The sequence below is a fragment of the Chloroflexota bacterium genome (assembly GCA_015478725.1).
Taxonomy (GTDB): Bacteria; Chloroflexota; Limnocylindria; order Limnocylindrales; family CSP1-4; genus C-114.
Map to the genome: position 1 here is coordinate 67,964 of JADMIG010000002.1, position 16,774 is coordinate 84,737.

Here is a 16,774-nt window from a genome sequence, read left to right on the forward strand (position 1 = left end):
CGGTTCCTTCGGGAACCGCTCCGTTCTTTCTGTTCACCGCCGCCGACCACGTGGGCGCGCGGGTGCTGGATCCGACCGGCCCTTTTGAAACGACCTGTGGTCTGTGCGATTCTCCGCTGCGTGGCGTGCACCACAAGCGCCGAAACGATCCGGCGCTGGATCCGCGAGGGCAGCCTCCGGGCCACCTCGGTCGGCCTGCAGTACGCACCCGCCCCTCCCGTCCGGATGGCCGCGGACGATCTCGGGCGAGCCGATGCGCAACCAGGTCGCCGCGGTACGGCGGTCGACGCGCCGCGGCAGATGTGATTCTCACAGGACGTTGTCGACAGCGGAGACCTGCCCGGCTTTCGCCGGATCCGACGACCGGCCGGGGTACGGCGCGACACACGCCGTTCCCGACAGGTGGTCTTCAGGCGGGCGTTGGTCACCGACTCCCCACGGGGCGCTGGCAGATCTGAGCGTGGATCGGGCTGGGCGGGCGCGGGGATCCTGCCCGATGCCCGGCTGAGGGCCACCTGTCACCGACCTCCAGACGAGCGCCCGCATGATGGCCATCTGCCGGAATCTCGAACGGAGGGCTGGCTCGATCCGATGGGCATCCTCGTCAAGGACGCGACCGGCAATCGCATCCAGCGTTGGACCTGAGGCTGAAGCCATAACGTCGTTCGGCCGGTATCATCGACGCCTCGCGCCCGTAGCTCAGCGGATAGAGCGTCGGCCTCCGGAGCCGAAGGTCGCAGGTTCGAATCCTGTCGGGCGCGCCATTGACATACGTTTCCGTGGTCGGCCGCGCCCAGGCAGCAGAGGAACGGATACCTGCGCCGGGAGAGCGAGCGCGAAGCCGTGCGCTTTCCATCGCCGCCAAGATTGATGAGCCACGCCGTCGTGCCATTCGGGTGGCCGACCCAGCGTCGATCGTCAAGCATGATCATCGCGACGAACACTGGCCGCGCCTTCCCAGTCCTGCGACCGACGAGCGAAAGTGTGACGATCTCCCCGCAATACGAAGGGACGCCGAGCCTGACGAGGACCCAGAGGATGCGACCCGACCGACACTACCCTGGCCGGCGTGCGAGAGTCACCCGCTGTGGCCCCCTTCGCGTGCCCTCAGCACGTACGTGTCCCTGGTAAGAGTGCGGAATGACTCCGCGATGATCGCCTCGAGCACGCCGAGGTCCACCTTGTCGAGATCCCGGATGTAAATACACCCGACACCCGTTGTGTGAGGTCCTAGCTGCGCCAGTTGTGTGCCATACCGCCCGATGCCGTCGAGCAGATAGATCGTCATCGCGGCTTTGCGCGGCGCGAAACCAGCGGCCGTCGCATCGCCCTCTCGGCCGCTCCTGTACTTGTAGTGGTACTGACCAAAGCCGATCACGCTGCCGTACTGCAGACGTGGCGACTCCCCCGTGGCTCGAGACATGAGGTCGAGCAGCTGTTCGGCATCCGCTCGCCGTTTCGGAGACGTAACCCCATCAAGGTAGGCCCGGATGTCCTCGCTGGCCTCAGCCATGGGTGACCCTCCCTTGCCTCGCACCTGTGCATCAATGACGCCGCCGGTTGTCCGCGGCGATTCCAATTACCCAATCCCTGTGAATATCAACTGGTCGTCGCGACAGTTCGTTCGAGTGTAGCGGCCGGCGTCGCGAAACCGAGTGCCTTGCGGGCGTCGATCGCTGCCCCCGACAGGTTGACGATTGCGCCGCACACCATGGTCCTCCATCGCATTGATCACGGGGTATTTGCCATGACGCAGCATCACAACCTCGTCAACGGAATCCCCATCGGGTCCGGGCGCACTGATGACCGCATTTGCTCCCTCGATCGCCTGGGCGACGGCGGTGGCGTCGGCGACCTGCCCAGCTGCGACCCGCACGCGCTCGCCGATCCGACCGACCTCCGTGGGTCGCGGACCAGCAGAGTCACGTCGTGACCCTTCGCGAGCGCCTGCTCGACGACGAGCTCACCGATACTGCCTGTGACTCCGAGCACCGTGAGCTGCATCAGCCGATTCTGGCGAACGACAGCTCGGTAGGCGGAGCAACCGTAGCCCTGACTGGCAGAGAGGGTCGTGACATTCATCCCGTTCGAGCTCGTATCGCTCACTTGGCTGCATGCCGCCCACGTCCGACTCCTGTCGGGCGCGCCACGAACACGCGTTCTATGTTGCTCAGGTTGCATGCGCCGGTCGGGCGCTCCGCCCCTACGTTCGACTCGGACTCCCGAGGCTGTCCACGAGTTGAACAAGCCATCGGTCGAATGCGTCTGCGAAGTCGTCGCCGAGGACGTCGAGATTCGGCTGGGGGAGCCCCTCGCTCGTGATCCGGTCCCGCAGAGACTCGACGACCCGCCGTGCCTCGATCGCGCGCACGGACGGAGACATCCCATCCTGCTTATGGAAACGAAGCACTTCGAGCGCCACACCGAACCGGGTCACCCAGTCGGGCTGGGCGATGGGCGGTCGGAGTCCCGGGAGGATCTCGCCTGGCTTGGTCGGGACGAGACGCCGCTCATTGCCCACGGTCCGTGCCTCGAGCAAGCCCGCCAGCATGAGCGCGTCCACGGCGAAGGCGACATTGGGCTTTGTGAAGCGCGTCTTGCGGGCAAGGTCGGCGACACTCAGACCGATCTGCGGAGCGGCCAACAGAGCCGCGAGCACGTCGGCCCGGGCATTCACCCCGAACGCGGCGCGCAGGCGGATGCGCAGTCGCGACTGTGACCGGGCCGATTCGAGTCGAGCCTTTCCTCGTGACGAGTACCCGGGGCGCGGCTGAGTCGCCATCGGCCAGGCCGGACCCCCGGCGGCGGCGACCGTGGCCACGTACTCGCCGATCGCTTCGGGTGGGGTCTTGAGCTCGCGCGCCACCTGCTTGAGACGCGATCCGTTGACGTACCGGCCGTAGGCGACGCACCAGTCGGTGCTGACATCGCGCAGGCGCGCATCGGCATCGCCCAGCTCTGCCGTGAGCGCGATGAGCGCTTCGGGATCGACCACGGCGTCGTCGGACTCGCCGACCGCGTCGACCCCGAGCGCGATCCATTGGATCCACGCCCGGTTGAGCAGGGCACTCTGGAGCGTGCTAGTCGAGCCAGCCATCGGCGTCGTCCACCCCGAGTCGGCGGAGCGTTTCGATGAGCAGTGATCGGTAACCGGGCGATGGATCGTGCGTGACGGTCCAGCGAGCAGCGGCGAGGAGTTCGTCGCGGCCCGGACCGAGTTCGCGCAGGTCCTGTATGTGCCGGCTCCGAGGTCCCTGGTCGACGGCCGCGTAGAACTTGAAACAGACCATGTCGAATCGACCCGCGAGCCAGGCGACGAGACCGCGGTAGTCGTGTCGTTCGAGGCGCCCTGAGAAGCCGTCAGGAAGGCCCAGATCGAGCAGCGACTCGGGACCGAGGTTGACCCAGTCGCTGGCGAGTCCGTAGGTGCGCGCGACGTCAACGACTGCGATGCGGAGCGGTTCGGGCATGGGCCGCATGGGCTTGATTCCGTCGCTCGTCCACTCGCCGAGAAGGTCGAGATCCTTCGTGGCGGGTCGCGTGACGAGCCCGCGCAGGATGAGGTTGCCGCCCCCGATGAGGACGACCTCATAGTGGAGCCAGCGGGCCTCGAGGAGTTCTCCGAGTGCCCGGAGCGCTGTCTCGAGCTGGGTTCGTCCGATCGATGTCATTCCTCGACTGTAGACGGGCGCCATGAAAGAGTCAATCTATCGAATCGATGCAATGAGTCTTCTTAATAGAGCACATGACCGAGCTTTTCTCGGTTCTCGCCGGTGGGTGGGCAGGCATCGGCCATGCACTGACATACCAGACGCGGCGATCATTTAGCCGACAACAGGCTGTCCGGGATCCGGATATCTGAGCCCTGTCCCGCCAAGTAGTCACACAACGGGCCCGGCGGCTGCTATGATGACCACATGGACGTGGGCATTCGCGACCTCAAGGCACGCCTTTCAGAGCACCTCGACCGGGTGGCCCATGGTGAGGTGATCACGGTCACCAGCCGTGGCCGACGCGTGGCGCAGATCGTGCCCATCCTGGGACGGGACAGCCTGGATCGCGGCCTCGCGGAGGGCTGGGTCACGCGTCAGGTGGAGCGCCCCCCTGAGCCGGTCCTCCGTCAGCGGCCACTTCCCGGAACACTGACGACGACCCAGCTGATCTCTCGGGACCGGGGGGCATGACGCTCTATGTCGACAGCAGCGTGCTGATCAAGCGGTACGTCGCGGAGGACGACAGCGAGGATGCCGATGCGATCCTGCTCGGCGACACCGAATGGGTCACCGGTCGCCACTCGTTCGTCGAGGTTCTTCTGGCGATCCACCGCCGACTCGGGGATACGGAGCGTCACGTGGCGACGACGGCGTTCGAGCGTGACTGGCAACGCACGTTCGTTGTGGCTCTCGACGACGTGGTGTGCCGTCGCGCCGCGGAGCTCGGCATCGTCACCGGAGCTCGCTCCCTCGATGCCCTGCACCTGGCGGCGGCCGAGCGAGCTGGGGGCCGATCGGTGCCGATCGTCACGTTCGATGTGCGGCTCGCGCAAGCTGGCCGGTCCCTGGGGTTCGCGGTGATCGGGTCGTAGCGGACGGCCCGCTTCGGCGCTCACGCCAGGAGCGCACCGACACGCTCGAGGGGTCGCTGCGACGGATGGGCGGTCACGCCATCGTTCAAGAAGGCCCGAGCGCAACCACCCGCCAAGGCAGCATCGGCACCCGCACGCGCGACGACCAACGGCGAGGTCGGCACCCTCGTGGAGCTGGTCCAGATGATCCGGCGACGGGAGCCGCCGCTGAAGCCGGCGCCCGTGATCCTTCGTTTGGGCGGACCGACACCGTGCGCCGATCGTCGGGCCTTGGTGGGGCCTGCTAGCGTGAGCTCGCCGAGGGTCCCGCAGTCGGTCCATCGCGACGCCGCTTCGGCTACTTCCTCCGGGTCGAACCAGAGTGGAAGCTGCCTGTACCCCACCGAATCAGCTGTCGGGTTGGCGTGCTCGCGGTCGAGGTAGCTGTTGAACTCGGCAACCAGGGCGGCCATGGCCGCCATGGCCGCCACGAACCCCTGACGGTGCTCTTCCAGCGACAGCATCGACAGACGCCGCGGGCGACGATCGAGTGTCAACGTCCGGGGGCGTCAGGCTCGAATCGCGTCATCGAGCACATCGAGCTCGGCACTGCCCAGGTCCAGGGGCCGGACCGTGTCGCGCCAGGTGGCGAGCGCCGCCCGGACCTCGTCGATGATGACCTCCGACTCCGATCCCGACAACCGGTAGAACGGGGCCGTCTCGCGCAGGACGTCGAGATCGCCCCGGTGGACCGCGCCATCAAGGGACAGCTCGTGCTCGGGCTTGCGAGGCGTGGGGTTCAGGTCGAAGGCCGGGGCCAGCCGCCAGCCCTCGGGCGTCCGCAGGTAGCCGTGGTTGCGCAGGTGGTCGTCACGGTGTGACGCCACGACGTTGAAGGCGGCACGCCGGAACAGCTGGGCCAGGTCCTCGCGGATCCAGCCGGGCGCCCCGTGGTCGGCGATGGCGAGGGCGATGTCGAGATAGCTCGCGTCGTCACGGTCGCGTCGAGACGTCATCGTCATCGCCGAGATGTAGAGGCGTCGCGTCCCGGGGGCCCGGTCGAACCGCCTCGCGGCGAAGATGCGGTGCCCATCATCGAGCGTCAGGAGCCGGTGCTCGGGCACCGCGATCCCGGCGCGGACCGCGAGGTCATTGAGCACGTACTCGCAGGCGCCGACATCATGGCGATCCATCCGCGACGGGAACTTGGCGATCCAGAGCGCGCCGCTCGCGCCCTCGAAGGTGGCCTTGGGTCGCGCGCCGCCGAGCGAGCTGCCCGGCGCGAGCAGGAGGGCCAACCGCTCCGCCTCGAGCGACCGAGCGCCGCGCGAGGGATGTTCGAGCTCCCGCGCGGCTGCTTCGAGCTCGCGGAGGCCGGCAATCGGCGGCACGCCCGGAGGCTCGTCGTCGAGGTACCGGCCGTCTCCGTCGACAAACCGGAGCGCCCCCATGCGCGAGAAGTCGCTGACGCCAAGCAGGAACTCCCACTCCCCGAGGGTCCGCCGGTGACGCCCCTCGGCACGGGCCAGGACGGCCTCCTGGCGCTCGAGGAGCGTCCGGCCCCAGCGGTCCGGCGCGGCGTCGGTGAAGACTGCGGCGATGCCGTCGCCGGCCCGCGGATACTGGTCGCCGGCGTACGGACCGTGAGCGGGGTCGATGACGAAGGCGTCGCGTCGGGCGAGCCAGGCCTCGTCATACCCGAACGCCACGACCGCGCCGGACGGCGATGGGACCCGACGCAGCGTGCCCACACGGACCGGGCCGCCGAGCTCCGCGGCATCGAGCTCGACGATCACCTCGTGGGGCAGCTCGCGACTCATCGGTCCGTGGTCCGCTTCATGCGCCGCGTGGGCCGGACGACGGCGTCGGCGAGCCGGCGGCCGAGCTCATCGTCCGCGGCGACGCGGGCGATGTCCTCGTCAAGCCCCAGGACGCCGAGCGCCCGGACGAGGACACCGAGCCCGACCGAGAGGTCCCCGTGCTCGAGGCTGTAGAGGGTCATGCGGGAGACGTCCATTCGCTCGGCCATCTCGGTCGCGGACATGCGCCGGCGTAGGCGGGCAAGGCGCACGCGGTCTCCCAGCGACTCCGCGAGCCGCTGGTAGCGCGGGAACGATGGCAGCGTCTGCTTGCTCATGTCCAATATGTTAGACGGTAGGGTCGCTATCGTCAAGCTATTTGGACACTCGGTTGGTGCCGCCGCGGGATCGGGATCCGGACGACAACGTGAGGGCGTCCACCGTGTTCGGCAGGCGATGGGCGAAAACGATCCGCCGCCGATCCGAGCCCGCGCGCTTCGTGCTTGTGACATATGATTGCGGGCGCAACCACCGCGCAGGAGAGAAGTCCCTGATGACCACCCAGTCAATCCCGCCGCCGTTCACGGCACCCGCACCGACCGAGCGCATCGAGCGCGTGGCTGAGGCCCTCGGGCGCCACAACATCGAGGCGATCGTCGTCGCGATGGGTGCGGAGGCCCGAGAACGGGTGCTCTCGATGATCCCAGCGGGCGCCGAGGTCCACTGGAGCAAGTCGCGGACGCTCGAGGAGATCGGCCTCACGGCGGACCTGCTCGCGGATGGCCGCTATGACGCCCTCCGACCGCGGTACCTCGCGATGGATCGGGCGACCCAGGGCCGCGAGATCCGCAAGCTCGTCGGCGCCCCGGACTTCATGCTCGGCAGCGTTCAGGCGATCACCGACGACGGCGCCCTGGTGGTCGTGTCCTACTCGGCCAGCCAGATCGGTCCGTATGCGAGCGGAGCCGGCCGGGTCATCCTCGTCGTCGGCGGCCAGAAGATCGTGGCCGATCTCGATGAAGGCCTGCGCCGCGCCCGCGAACATGTCCTCCCGTACGAGGACGCGTCCCTTCGGGCGCAGCTCGGAGTTCCGACCCGGCTTGCCGAGCTGCTCGTCATCTACGAGGCGGCGCGACCGGGTCGGATTACGGTGGTTCTGGTCCGCGAGGCGGTCGGCGTCTGACGATCGTTCTGCCGGGCGCCCGGGTGGGCGCCCGGCGATCCATGCCCGGCGCGGCTGGCTTCAGCCGAGGACGATGAGGTCCGTCGTGATCGGGATGGGGTTCGCCAGGCAGTCGCGGACCGGCGAGGTGTCCTGGACGTACTGGCAGAGCTCCTCGAGCTGCTCGGTGGTCGCATTCGGGCTCTTCACCCAGCCGGTGGCGCGGATCGCGCTGAAGCCGGCCCGCGGTCCGCCGAGGCCGACGAAGGTTCGCAGGTCGAGATCGCCCTCGATCTCATAGCGCAGCTCGGTGATGTCGATGCCTCGGGCGGCCGCGTTGTAGACGTAGCCGACCGCGTAGCAGAAGCCGAGCGCCTGGAGCAGGAGCTCGACCGCGTTCGGGCCCTCGTTCGAGCCGAGGAGGACCGGCGGTTCGTCGCCGATGAGGCGGAAGGCCTCGGGCCGCACCGCCGGCTGGCCGGCATGGACGAAGTCCTTGATCTCGCCGTCGTTGCGGGCGCCGGAGCGCCAGGTGCTCGATGCCTTGAACGTGAAGGCGCCGACGTTCGGGTCCTGCTGGACGGCCCCGATCGTGGCGATGAGCTGCTCGACGTTGACACCGTTCCGAGCGGTGATGGTGGCCATTGGTCTGCCTCCTGTCCTGCGGTCACCTCAGGTGGATGACCGCTTCGGGAGTAGAGACGCCTCGCCGATCGAAGTTATTCCGTCGCCGCGCTCGGGCAGAAACGGGAATAATCGGCCCAGCCGCAACGTCAGGACGGACAAGCGGATCGCATGCACGCAGCCGCCGAGGGAGCGATGATCGCGACTGTGACCGACGCGCAGAGCCAGCCCCAAGCGGAGAGCAGCGCCGACGAACCAGGTCGGGCGTTCGCCGCCATCGCTCGAGACCAGCTCGATGGCCTCTACGGCTACTGCGTCCGGCTCACGAGCGATCGGACCGACGCGGAGGACCTCGTCCAGGACACCCTGCTGCGGGCGATGCGGGCGTACCCGGAGCTCCGCGACCCGGCGCGCGCGAAGGGCTGGCTGTTCGCGATCGCGACGAATGCCTGGCGGGACCTCTGCCGCGCTCGCGGCCGCACGCTTCCGACGATCTCGCTGGACAGCCGCGACCCGGATGACGACTTCTCGTTGTTCGCGACCCTGGCCATCGAAGACCCGTTCCCCTATTCCGACGAATTGCACCTGGACTTCCTTCGCCTGTTTCGCGACGAGGATGTCCAGGATGTCTTCGCCCGGATCAACCCGGTCTTTCGGGCGCCCCTCATCCTCACGACGATCCACGGCTTCAGCTGCAAGGAGGCGGCGGCGATCCTCGACGTGCCGCTGGGAACCGTTCTCTCCCGCCTGCATCGAGGCCGGAAGCAGCTCGAACGGGGCATGTGGGACTATGCCGTCAGGAACGGCCTCGTGGAGGTTGGTGACGAACCATGATCGACTGCCGCGAGGCCGTCCGCCGGATGTGGGAATACCTCGACCACGCCCTGGAGCGCGGCCCGGCAGAGGAGTTCGAGACGCACCTCGAGGCCTGCCAGCGATGCTGTGGCGAGCTCGAGTTCTCGCGCCATCTCAAGGAGATGGTGGCGGCGACCGGCTCCGAGACGATGCCTGACCAGTTTCGCCGGCGGATCGAGTTGCTCCTCGAGGGCGGCAGCCTGCCGTCCCCTGGAGGGGACACGCCGTGACCGACGTGCCGGTCGGCCACATCGCCGGCACGGACTTCCTTCAGCAGGACGCCATCCGCACTGCCGTCCGCGAGACGTATCGCACCGTGGGCCCGACCGACCGGCGGGTGGCGGAGCGCTTCTACCACCCGGAGCAGCTGGCAGGCCTGCCGGACGAGACGGTCCGCATGGCCCTCGGCGTGGGCGATCCGGTGGGCCGTGCCGGTCTGCGCGTCGGCGACGATGTCCTCGATCTCGGCTCGGGCGGTGGGATCGACTGCCTCATCGCGGCGCGGTCCGTCGCGCCGGGGGGCCACGTGGTGGGCGTCGACTTTCTCGCCGAGATGATCACGCGGGCGACGTACGCGGCGACCGTCGCCGGGCTGACGAATGCCCGTTTCGTCGAAGCCGAGATCGAGGCGTTGCCGCTGCCGGACGATTCGTTCGATGTCGTGATCAGCAACGGGGTGATCAATCTCTCGCCACGCAAGGTGCGGGCGCTGTCGGAGGCGTTCCGCGTCCTGCGACCGGGTGGCCGCCTGGCGATCGTCGACCTCGTCCTGGATCACGATCTGCCGCCCGAGATCCAGACCCACCCGGCGGCCTGGGCCGGCTGCCTGTCGGGGGCCCTGTCCGAGACCGCCCTGTACAAGGGCATGCGGCGGGCGGGCTTCCGCGACGTCGGCATCGAGCCATCGAGCGACTTTGGCATCGGAGACTGCGCTCTCTACCCGCTCTTCAGCGACGAGCTCCTCGGGATGTTTCGGCGTCTCGTCCCGGCAGAGCGCCTCGGCCGGATCGCGAGGAGCGTGTATGTCGGCGCCCGCAAACCCGGCCCGCTCGAGTCGCTGCCGGGGCGCGCACGGGGCTGAGGCTAGCCGCTTGCGATGAGCGCCGCGCCAGAGGCTCCCGTGGTGAGAGGGGGAGGCGGACCGGCCGTTGCGGTAGCCTCATGCCATGCTGAAGCCGAATCGAACACTGGCCATCGGACGCACAAGCGCCGAACCCGGAAGCCGGGCCACGGACCGCATTTCCATCGACCTCGGCGGGCCGGTCGTGGACGTGCCGGTGGTGCTCCTGAACGGAGCGCGGCCAGGACCGCGGCTGGGCGTCACCGCCGGGATCCACGGGGCGGAGTACGTCTCGATCGCCGCACTCCGCGAAGTCGCGATGAGCCTCGACCCCGCCGTCCTGTCCGGGTCGCTCGTCGCCGTCCTCACGGCGAACCCTGCCGCCTTCACCGCACGCTCGATCTACGTCAACCCGATCGACGGCCGGAACCTCAATCGCGTCTTCCCGGGTGACCCGGCAGGAACGCCGAGCGAGCAGTTGGCCGCCTGGATCTTCGACAACGTGATCCGACCCGCGGACGCGTTCGTCGACATGCATTGCGGGGACATGAACGAGGCGCTCGCGTCCTTCACGGGTATCGAGGAGACCGGCGATCCGGCGGTGGACGCACGATCGCTTGCGATGGCCGAGGCCTACGGGCTGGGGACCGTCCTCGTCGGCCCGACGCCCGGATCCACGACCACGGCAGCCGCAGCGTCGGGGATCCCCGCCGTCCTCGGAGAGGTGGGCGGCCAGGGCCGTTGGCCGGCCGAGGACGTGGCCCTCCACGCGGCGGGATTGCGCCGCGTCCTGCGCTCGCTCGGGATGGTGGACACCGCGCCGGACGAGCCACGGCGGCCGACCCTCCGGCTCGACCACGAGGCATGGCTGCGGAGCGAGGCCGACGGGTGCTGGGAGCCGGCGGTCGCCGTCGGCGATCGCGTGAGCGTCGGCCAGGAGGTCGGCATGGTCCGCGACGTCTTCGGTGCGCCGCTCCAGGTCGTCCGCGCGCCGCTCGAGGGGGTCGTCCTTTTCCTCGTGACCTCGCTCGCGATGAATGTCGGAGACCCGCTCCTTGCGATCGCCGGCTGACCGACCCGAAGTCGTCGGACGAATCCATGCGGCCGGGTGGGCCGGGCAGGCGGCGCCGACCGGCGGCAGCGGCGACGGTCGCTGAGCGCCGCCGACCGGCGGCAGCGGCGACGGTCGCTGAGCGCCGCCGCCGCCGGGCCGATCCCAGAGACCAACTAGAACGGCAGGCCGCGGCACGACACCCGCGGATTCCAGTCGGAGAAGAGACCCGCGGGGTTGTTCGACCAGAGCCACAGGTGGAGCTCGTAGAAGTCCGGCAGGTCGTAAGGGTTCGGCGCCGTGACGAGGGCCAGCCGCTTGTCGAAGAGGCGCGGCGGGCTGCTGCCGTTCGCCGCGTGCCAGGCGTCCTTGAGGACGATGTACTCGATCGCGACGAGTCGATAGCTGCCATCGCCCCGCGGCTCGTAGACGAGTCCTTCTGGCCGGAGGGGGTTGAGCGCCGGGTCACCGACCAGGGCGCCCTTGACGTAGTGCTGGCCCATGCCGCCGACGCCGGGCTTCTGGGCGCAGCCCTTGACCGGCCCGTAGCCGGCCGCGATCGCGACGTCGAGATTGTGGAACGGCGCGGTTGCCGCCCGGACGTCGCCGAGGTTACGACCTTCATCGTTGTTCGCGGCGGAGTTGTTCGCGGCGGAGGCGACCGCCGTGCCGAGCACGGCGACGATCGACACGAGCGCGATCGACGCGGAGATCCGCACCTTCGTGTTGCGCATCACGCCACCTCCGTCGTCAGTTCATAGACCTCGGCGGTCGGGTGTCCCGCCCGCTCGTGGATCCGCATGACTGATTCTCTCGATGGCCCGTGCGACAGGCAGAAGACCTTGCCCGACTCCGCGTCGAGCCAGGCGCGCTCGAAATGGACGCTCTCGTCCCGCTCGATCGCGAGATCTCGCTCGTGGGCTTCCCTGAGTTGCTGCGCTGTGACGCCGACGAACCCGCTGTGGACATCCATGAATGTCGCCATCGACGAACCTCCGTCTATCAGCCCGGCCATGTGCCGGTGTTCGATGGAGCGAGGTTCGCGGGGAATGCATGGCGGGTCATCGGTCGAATGACCGATGACCTCCCGCGTGCGGGGCCTACACTTCGGCGGCGATGCACGCCGCCCTGAGGGCCGTTCGGTGCCCGCTCCTGATCGGTCGTGACGACTTGCTCGTCCTCGCGGATCGGCGTCTCGACGACGTCACCGCCGGGCGGGGCCAGTTTCTTCTGCTCGCCGGCGAGGCAGGGATCGGCAAGACCCGGCTGCTTGCGGCCATCCGACGCAGGGCGGAAGCCCGCGGATTCGTCGCTGTCGCGGGGTCGGTCGCCCCGCAGGACCGCGACGTGCCGGCATCGTCGATCCTGGACCTCGCTCGCAGCATGACCCGGCTCGCGCCGTTCGCCGAACTCGGTCGGCGGCTGCTCGATCTGCGCGACACAACCATGACGGCGGAGCACGTGCAGCGTCGACGGCTGGTGATGGACATCGTCGAACGGATCCTCGACACATTGCCGGGCCCGACGATGCTCTCGTTCGAGGATCTGCAATGGGCGGACGATGTCAGCCTCGAGATCATCGCGGAGCTGGCGCGACGGTCACGTGACCGCACGCTCCTCCTGACCGGCGACTACCGGACAGAGGATGTGGCGTCCGGCGCGGGCCTTCGGGACTGGCGAGCACGGCTCATCACCCAGCGGATTGCGGAAGAGGTCCGGCTCGTCCCGCTGACCGAGGCGGAGACCGCCCTGGCCACGACCCTGATCCTCGACACCGGACTCCCCGCGCCACGAGAGGTGTCGGCCGCCGTGTTCGAGCGGACGGATGGCATCCCGCTCCATATCGAGGAACTCCTCGGCGCGTTGAGCGCCGAGGACCGAGCGGATGGGACCGCGATCAGGGAGGCCACGGTCCCCGACACGATCGAGGACGCCGTGATCGCCCGGATCGCCCACCGCTCGCCCGAGGCGCGGGCGGCCGCCCGCGCGGGGGCCGTCATCGGTCGCTGTTTCGTCCCGGAGGTCCTGGCTGGAATCATGGACTTGCCGCCGGACGCCCTCGAAACGCCGCTCCAGGAGCTTGTCGACCATTTCATCCTCGATCCTCCCGGGCCGCGCGGTTTGTACGACTTTCGGCACCAGCTGCTGCGCGATGCGCTCTACCGCACGATCCCGGCCTCGGAGCGGCGCCGGTTCCACGCTCGCGCCGGGGAGTTCGGGGCTCACCTGGAGGGAGCATCGGAGATCCACGCATCTGTCCACTACGAGCGCGCCGGGCTCCGCCGCCAGGCATTCGAGGCCGCGCTGGCGGGTGCCCACGAGGCGACGCGGCTGTCGGCACACCGAGAGGCATTCGGGCTCTATCGACGCGCCGTCGACAACATGCCGGACGACCTCGACCACTCGGATCGCGGCGCGCTGCTCGAGGCATATTCGCGCGAAGCGGCGACGATCGAGCAGAACGGGATAGCCGAACAGGCGAGCCGGCACGCGCGAGCCGCCTACCTCGCGGCCGATCGGCCGGCGAAGGCCGCCGAGATGCTCATCGGGGTGCTCGGCATCTGGCGCCGCGAGGCCCGATCGATCGCCGAGCGGTCCCGCCTTGCCGCCACGTCGTTCGACGAACTCGAGGTCCTGCCTGACAGCAGCGAGCGGGAGGTCGCCCGCGGTGCGCTGTTCGACGAATGGACGCGGATCCACCTGGACACGATCTCGGTCGACGCGGCCCGCTCGACGATCGCGAGGATGCGCGGGACCGCGACGTCTCTTGGGGACGCGGTCGCCGCGATCCAGGCGGATGCCTTCGCGGCGACCGTCGACGTGCTCGAGGGCCGGGTGGCGATGGGTCTCGACGGGATCGCGTCCGCCGCCCACGAGGCACAGCGCGCTGGCTTCGAGGAGTCCGGTGTGACCGCCTTCCGCGACGCCGCCACGATGGCCGTCCGGACGATGGACTACGCGCGGGCGGACCGCTTCCTCAGCGAGGGGTTGCGCTACGCGGACGCGATCGAGCAGTCGCACTGTCGTCACGTGATGGGCGCGACGTCCGCGCTCGTCGCGTGGGCCGGGGCGGACTGGGACGATGCGGCCGCGACGGGCCGCCAGACGATGGCGGACCACGGCTGCCGGCGCGCGGTGTCGATGGCTCGCTGGGCGGTCGGATACGTGGCCCTTGGTCGAGGGGATCTCCGAACTGCGGACGCGGAGTTGGCGTCTGCACTGTCGGTCGGGGAGGAGAGTGGCGCGATCGACCTCATCCTCCCGCCGCTCTGGGGGCTGGCCGAGGCCGCGCTCCTCGCCGACCGTCCCGACGGGGCGGCCGAGCGGTGCCACGACGCCCTCGAGCGGGCACGTGCGGTCGGCGAGCGGGCCCTGCTGACCCCATTCGTCGTCACCGGCGTCCGCGCCGAGCAGGCGGCCGGGCGACCCGAGGGGGCGCAGGCTTGGCTTGCGGCCTGTGCCGAGCACGTCTCGGCGCTGCCGGCCATCGCCCGGCCGGCGCTCGATCACGGCCACGGCCTGGTCGCCCTCGCCGCGGGTGCGACCGGCGTGGCGCGCCAGGCGTTGGAGGCTGCGCTCGCTGGATGGGACGAGCGGGGACGGATCTGGGAGGCCACCTGGGCGCGCCTCGACCTCGCGAACTGCCTCACCCGCTCAAACCGGTTCGCCGAAGCGGTCGTGCTGGCCGCCGAAGCTCGCGCGGTCGCCTCCAGACTGGACAGTCGGCCGCTCGCGGATCGGGCGGATGCCCTGCAGCGGATGGCCCGCGGTCATGTGGCGACGGACGAGCCGTGGCGCCCTTTGACGACCCGCGAGTTCGCGGTGGCGAGGCTGATCAGGGAGGGAATGACGAACGCCGAGATCGCCACGGAACTGGCGATCGCTTCGAAGACGGCGAGCAGTCATGTGGAACACATCCTCGCCAAGCTCGGCGCGTCACGCCGGACCGAGATTGCCGCCTGGGCGAGTGCCGTGGAGCGCGCGCCGGATCGCCGCTCGCCGTGATCGCCGGACACGTCGTTGACGAGGATGCCCATCGGATCGAGCCCTCCGTCCCAGGGTTCCGGCAGATGGCCATGAGGCGGGCACTGGTCTGCAGGTCGGTGACAGGCGGCCCTCACCCGGGCATCTGGCAGGATCGACGTGCCGACCCGGCCCGCTCCACGCTCAGGTCTACGAGCGCCCCGTGGAGAGTCGGTGACCAACGCCCGCCTGGGGGTCATCTGGCACGAACGGCATGCCGCGCCGTACCCCGTCCGATGGAACCGGAGCCGGCAGAAGGCCAAAGTGACCGACGTCGTCGGGCTGTATCTCAACCCGCCCGAGCGGGCGATCGTTCTGTCGGTCGACGAGAAGACCCAGTTTCACTTCACCCCGACCTCGGCGTCGTGGATGAACCAGATCGAGACGTGGTTCGGCATCCTCTCTCGCCAGGCCATCCGGCGCGGCAGCTTCGAGAGCGTCCGGGCCGTCAGCGCCGTCCGCAAGACGCAAGCCGATTCCGGCGCGCGACACCAGAAGCCAGGCCGGACTGCTCAGCCCGTCCCGCCTGGGGCGGGGGCGAGTGGCGAGTTCAGTCCTCAGCTCACCGCTTTCTTCACGAGCGCGCCGATCCTTGCCTCGTCGGCGGCGGTCAACTCCGTCAGAGCGAAGGAGGTCGGCCACATGGCGCCTTCGTCGAGGTTCGCCTTGTCGCTGAAGCCGAACGTCGCGTACCTCGCCTTGAACTTGTGCGCGCTTTGGAAGAAGCAGACGACATTGCCGTCCTTGGCATACGCGGGCATGCCGTACCAGGTTCTCGGCGAGAGGGCTGGCGCGCTGGCTTTGATGATGGCATGGAGCCGCTCGGCCATGGCGCGATCCGATTCCGGCATCTCGGCGATCTTCGCGAGCACGTCGCGTTCCCCGTCCGCTCTGTCCGCGCGCGGGCCGCGGCGCGAAGCCGCCTTCAGCTCCTGGGCGCGCTCCTGCATCGCGGCTCGTTCCTCGTCGGTGAATCCCGCGGACGCCTTGTTTGTCGCGGTGGTGCTCCTGGTGGACTTCTGCGTGTCCTTCATTGCAGGTTTCCTCCTCTGCTAGGTTCGATCGGGACGACCCTCAGGTGAGCCGACGCTCGGTGTCGCGACGACGCTGAGCGCGGGAGCGGAGGTCGGCACTCATCGGTCCTGAAGCAGCCCGAGGACGTTGCCATCGGGGTCGGTGACGGTGGCCACCAGGCGGCCCCAAGCGACGTCGTGCGCGGGCTCCTTCACGGTGGCACCGGCGGCGGTCACCTCGGCCAGCTTCGCCTCGATGTCCGGCACGTGCCAGTAGGCCACCGGTGAGGTCATGCCCTGCGGTCCGCCGCCCGGCACCAACCCGATGTGCTGGCCCGCGGCCTCGAAGCCGACGTAGTAGGACTCGTCGGTCTGCGGCGGTACGCCGAGCAGGGCGGCGTACACCGCCTTGGCCGTCGCCAGGTCGGACACGGGATGCAGCACGGTCTTGATTCCCTGGGTGGAAGAGCCGGTCATGGTCACTCCTGAAGTCGTGGTGGTGATGTCCATGGCGGTCACTCTAGGTGACCTCGGTGACCGGCGCTTCTCGATTCCTGACCGGTCTGGTCACCTGTTTCGCCACCGCACCGCCTACGGCGGACGCGACGTGTCTCGGAGCTGAC

General features: G+C 69.1%; 20 protein-coding genes, 1 tRNA gene and 2 pseudogenes. 10 read left to right on the forward strand and 13 right to left on the reverse strand.

The window, feature by feature from the left end:
• The first annotated feature begins 688 nt into the window (after positions 1-688).
• Positions 689-764, forward strand: a tRNA-Arg gene (locus IVW53_03070).
• A gap of 314 nt (positions 765-1,078) precedes the next feature.
• On the opposite strand, the gene IVW53_03075 is transcribed toward IVW53_03070, so the two are convergent.
• The 5 genes and pseudogenes from IVW53_03075 to IVW53_03095 all read right to left on the reverse strand — a co-directional run bounded on the left by IVW53_03075 (position 1,079) and on the right by IVW53_03095 (position 3,671).
• The gene (locus tag IVW53_03075) at positions 1,079-1,513 is read right to left on the reverse strand and encodes a DUF1801 domain-containing protein (protein MBF6604546.1); all 435 of its coding nucleotides are present in this window, start codon (positions 1,511-1,513) and stop codon (positions 1,079-1,081) included.
• A gap of 66 nt (positions 1,514-1,579) precedes the next feature.
• A complete protein-coding gene (locus tag IVW53_03080; protein ID MBF6604547.1) occupies positions 1,580-1,876 on the reverse strand; it encodes an NAD(P)H-binding protein in 297 nt (98 codons plus the stop codon).
• Between the two features lie 20 nt (positions 1,877-1,896).
• A pseudogene (locus IVW53_03085) lies at positions 1,897-2,004 on the reverse strand (NAD(P)H-binding protein).
• Between the two features lie 199 nt (positions 2,005-2,203).
• Entirely contained in the window at positions 2,204-3,097 is an 894-nt protein-coding gene (locus tag IVW53_03090) for a helix-turn-helix transcriptional regulator (protein MBF6604548.1), read from the reverse strand.
• Positions 3,081-3,671, reverse strand: coding sequence for a hypothetical protein (locus IVW53_03095; protein ID MBF6604549.1), 591 nt, complete (start codon positions 3,669-3,671; stop codon positions 3,081-3,083). The genes IVW53_03090 and IVW53_03095 overlap by 17 nt, the downstream gene beginning before the upstream one ends.
• A gap of 246 nt (positions 3,672-3,917) precedes the next feature.
• Between IVW53_03095 and IVW53_03100 the strand changes: the two genes are divergently transcribed.
• Entirely contained in the window at positions 3,918-4,184 is a 267-nt protein-coding gene (locus tag IVW53_03100) for a type II toxin-antitoxin system prevent-host-death family antitoxin (GenBank protein ID MBF6604550.1), read from the forward strand.
• The gene (locus IVW53_03105; protein MBF6604551.1) at positions 4,181-4,585 is read left to right on the forward strand and encodes a type II toxin-antitoxin system VapC family toxin; all 405 of its coding nucleotides are present in this window, start codon (positions 4,181-4,183) and stop codon (positions 4,583-4,585) included. The genes IVW53_03100 and IVW53_03105 overlap by 4 nt, the downstream gene beginning before the upstream one ends.
• Positions 4,586-4,605: 20 nt before the next feature.
• Here IVW53_03105 and IVW53_03110 read toward each other — a convergent pair whose 3' ends face one another.
• From IVW53_03110 to IVW53_03120, 3 genes are read right to left on the reverse strand one after another with little or no spacing between them, the layout of a single operon-like run.
• Entirely contained in the window at positions 4,606-5,088 is a 483-nt protein-coding gene (locus IVW53_03110; GenBank protein MBF6604552.1) for a hypothetical protein, read from the reverse strand.
• A gap of 45 nt (positions 5,089-5,133) precedes the next feature.
• Positions 5,134-6,384 (reverse strand): type II toxin-antitoxin system HipA family toxin, encoded by a 1,251-nt coding sequence (locus IVW53_03115; GenBank protein ID MBF6604553.1) that lies wholly within the window; start codon positions 6,382-6,384, stop codon positions 5,134-5,136.
• Positions 6,381-6,701 carry a helix-turn-helix transcriptional regulator gene (locus tag IVW53_03120; GenBank protein MBF6604554.1) on the reverse strand — a complete coding sequence of 107 codons (321 nt, stop codon included), beginning with the start codon at positions 6,699-6,701 and terminating at the stop codon, positions 6,381-6,383. The genes IVW53_03115 and IVW53_03120 overlap by 4 nt, the downstream gene beginning before the upstream one ends.
• A 215-nt stretch (positions 6,702-6,916) precedes the next feature.
• On the opposite strand from IVW53_03120, the gene IVW53_03125 reads away from it, so the two are divergent.
• On the forward strand, positions 6,917-7,546 hold the full coding sequence (locus IVW53_03125) for an LUD domain-containing protein (GenBank protein ID MBF6604555.1): 630 nt from the start codon (positions 6,917-6,919) through the stop codon (positions 7,544-7,546).
• A 60-nt stretch (positions 7,547-7,606) separates the two neighbouring features.
• Here the strand turns inward: IVW53_03125 and IVW53_03130 are convergent, their stop codons facing one another.
• Positions 7,607-8,170, reverse strand: coding sequence for an OsmC family protein (locus IVW53_03130; protein MBF6604556.1), 564 nt, complete (start codon positions 8,168-8,170; stop codon positions 7,607-7,609).
• A gap of 174 nt (positions 8,171-8,344) precedes the next feature.
• Here IVW53_03130 and IVW53_03135 point away from each other — a divergent pair, with 174 nt between their 5' ends.
• From IVW53_03135 to IVW53_03150, 4 genes are all read left to right on the forward strand, one after another.
• A complete protein-coding gene (locus tag IVW53_03135) occupies positions 8,345-8,983 on the forward strand; it encodes a sigma-70 family RNA polymerase sigma factor (protein ID MBF6604557.1) in 639 nt (212 codons plus the stop codon).
• Positions 8,980-9,234 carry a zf-HC2 domain-containing protein gene (locus IVW53_03140; GenBank protein MBF6604558.1) on the forward strand — a complete coding sequence of 85 codons (255 nt, stop codon included), beginning with the start codon at positions 8,980-8,982 and terminating at the stop codon, positions 9,232-9,234. The genes IVW53_03135 and IVW53_03140 overlap by 4 nt, the downstream gene beginning before the upstream one ends.
• Positions 9,235-9,287: 53 nt before the next feature.
• Positions 9,288-10,085 carry a methyltransferase domain-containing protein gene (locus IVW53_03145; protein ID MBF6604559.1) on the forward strand — a complete coding sequence of 266 codons (798 nt, stop codon included), beginning with the start codon at positions 9,288-9,290 and terminating at the stop codon, positions 10,083-10,085.
• Between the two features lie 85 nt (positions 10,086-10,170).
• A complete protein-coding gene (locus tag IVW53_03150) occupies positions 10,171-11,136 on the forward strand; it encodes a succinylglutamate desuccinylase/aspartoacylase family protein (protein ID MBF6604560.1) in 966 nt (321 codons plus the stop codon).
• 155 nt (positions 11,137-11,291) lie between these two features.
• On the opposite strand, the gene IVW53_03155 is transcribed toward IVW53_03150, so the two are convergent.
• Both IVW53_03155 and IVW53_03160 read right to left on the reverse strand, forming a co-directional pair.
• Positions 11,292-11,849: a hypothetical protein gene (locus tag IVW53_03155; GenBank protein ID MBF6604561.1), complete on the reverse strand. Its 558-nt coding sequence runs from the start codon at positions 11,847-11,849 to the stop codon at positions 11,292-11,294.
• The gene (locus tag IVW53_03160; protein ID MBF6604562.1) at positions 11,849-12,100 is read right to left on the reverse strand and encodes an SCO4226 family nickel-binding protein; all 252 of its coding nucleotides are present in this window, start codon (positions 12,098-12,100) and stop codon (positions 11,849-11,851) included. The genes IVW53_03155 and IVW53_03160 overlap by 1 nt, the downstream gene beginning before the upstream one ends.
• 131 nt (positions 12,101-12,231) lie before the next feature.
• Between IVW53_03160 and IVW53_03165 the strand changes: the two genes are divergently transcribed.
• Both IVW53_03165 and IVW53_03170 read left to right on the forward strand, forming a co-directional pair.
• Positions 12,232-15,120 (forward strand): DUF2791 family P-loop domain-containing protein, encoded by a 2,889-nt coding sequence (locus tag IVW53_03165; GenBank protein ID MBF6604563.1) that lies wholly within the window; start codon positions 12,232-12,234, stop codon positions 15,118-15,120.
• A 357-nt stretch (positions 15,121-15,477) separates the two neighbouring features.
• Positions 15,478-15,588 (forward strand): annotated as a pseudogene (locus tag IVW53_03170) (transposase).
• A gap of 107 nt (positions 15,589-15,695) precedes the next feature.
• On the opposite strand, the gene IVW53_03175 reads toward IVW53_03170, so the two are convergent.
• Both IVW53_03175 and IVW53_03180 read right to left on the reverse strand, forming a co-directional pair.
• Positions 15,696-16,172: a DUF1801 domain-containing protein gene (locus tag IVW53_03175; protein MBF6604564.1), complete on the reverse strand. Its 477-nt coding sequence runs from the start codon at positions 16,170-16,172 to the stop codon at positions 15,696-15,698.
• Positions 16,173-16,271: 99 nt separating this feature from the next.
• Complete coding sequence (locus IVW53_03180; protein ID MBF6604565.1) at positions 16,272-16,628, reverse strand: VOC family protein; 357 nt, start codon at positions 16,626-16,628, stop codon at positions 16,272-16,274.
• Positions 16,629-16,774 lie beyond the last annotated feature (146 nt).

Bases quoted from the DNA above. Each gene is read 5' to 3' on its own strand.
- IVW53_03075 (MBF6604546.1), bottom strand. From the start codon at position 1,513: ATGGCTGAGGCCAGCGAGGACATCCGGGCCTACCTTGATGGGGTTACG.
- IVW53_03140 (MBF6604558.1), top strand. From the start codon at position 8,980: ATGATCGACTGCCGCGAGGCCGTCCGCCGGATGTGGGAATACCTCGAC.
- IVW53_03095 (MBF6604549.1), bottom strand. From the start codon at position 3,671: ATGACATCGATCGGACGAACCCAGCTCGAGACAGCGCTCCGGGCACTC.
- IVW53_03180 (MBF6604565.1), bottom strand. From the start codon at position 16,628: ATGACCGGCTCTTCCACCCAGGGAATCAAGACCGTGCTGCATCCCGTG.
- IVW53_03150 (MBF6604560.1), top strand. From the start codon at position 10,171: ATGCTGAAGCCGAATCGAACACTGGCCATCGGACGCACAAGCGCCGAA.
- IVW53_03125 (MBF6604555.1), top strand. From the start codon at position 6,917: ATGACCACCCAGTCAATCCCGCCGCCGTTCACGGCACCCGCACCGACC.
- IVW53_03135 (MBF6604557.1), top strand. From the start codon at position 8,345: ATGATCGCGACTGTGACCGACGCGCAGAGCCAGCCCCAAGCGGAGAGC.
- IVW53_03100 (MBF6604550.1), top strand. From the start codon at position 3,918: ATGGACGTGGGCATTCGCGACCTCAAGGCACGCCTTTCAGAGCACCTC.
- IVW53_03155 (MBF6604561.1), bottom strand. From the start codon at position 11,849: ATGCGCAACACGAAGGTGCGGATCTCCGCGTCGATCGCGCTCGTGTCG.
- IVW53_03120 (MBF6604554.1), bottom strand. From the start codon at position 6,701: ATGAGCAAGCAGACGCTGCCATCGTTCCCGCGCTACCAGCGGCTCGCG.
- IVW53_03160 (MBF6604562.1), bottom strand. From the start codon at position 12,100: ATGGCGACATTCATGGATGTCCACAGCGGGTTCGTCGGCGTCACAGCG.
- IVW53_03090 (MBF6604548.1), bottom strand. From the start codon at position 3,097: ATGGCTGGCTCGACTAGCACGCTCCAGAGTGCCCTGCTCAACCGGGCG.
- IVW53_03105 (MBF6604551.1), top strand. From the start codon at position 4,181: ATGACGCTCTATGTCGACAGCAGCGTGCTGATCAAGCGGTACGTCGCG.
- IVW53_03110 (MBF6604552.1), bottom strand. From the start codon at position 5,088: ATGCTGTCGCTGGAAGAGCACCGTCAGGGGTTCGTGGCGGCCATGGCG.
- IVW53_03165 (MBF6604563.1), top strand. From the start codon at position 12,232: ATGCACGCCGCCCTGAGGGCCGTTCGGTGCCCGCTCCTGATCGGTCGT.
- IVW53_03115 (MBF6604553.1), bottom strand. From the start codon at position 6,384: ATGAGTCGCGAGCTGCCCCACGAGGTGATCGTCGAGCTCGATGCCGCG.
- IVW53_03130 (MBF6604556.1), bottom strand. From the start codon at position 8,170: ATGGCCACCATCACCGCTCGGAACGGTGTCAACGTCGAGCAGCTCATC.
- IVW53_03175 (MBF6604564.1), bottom strand. From the start codon at position 16,172: ATGAAGGACACGCAGAAGTCCACCAGGAGCACCACCGCGACAAACAAG.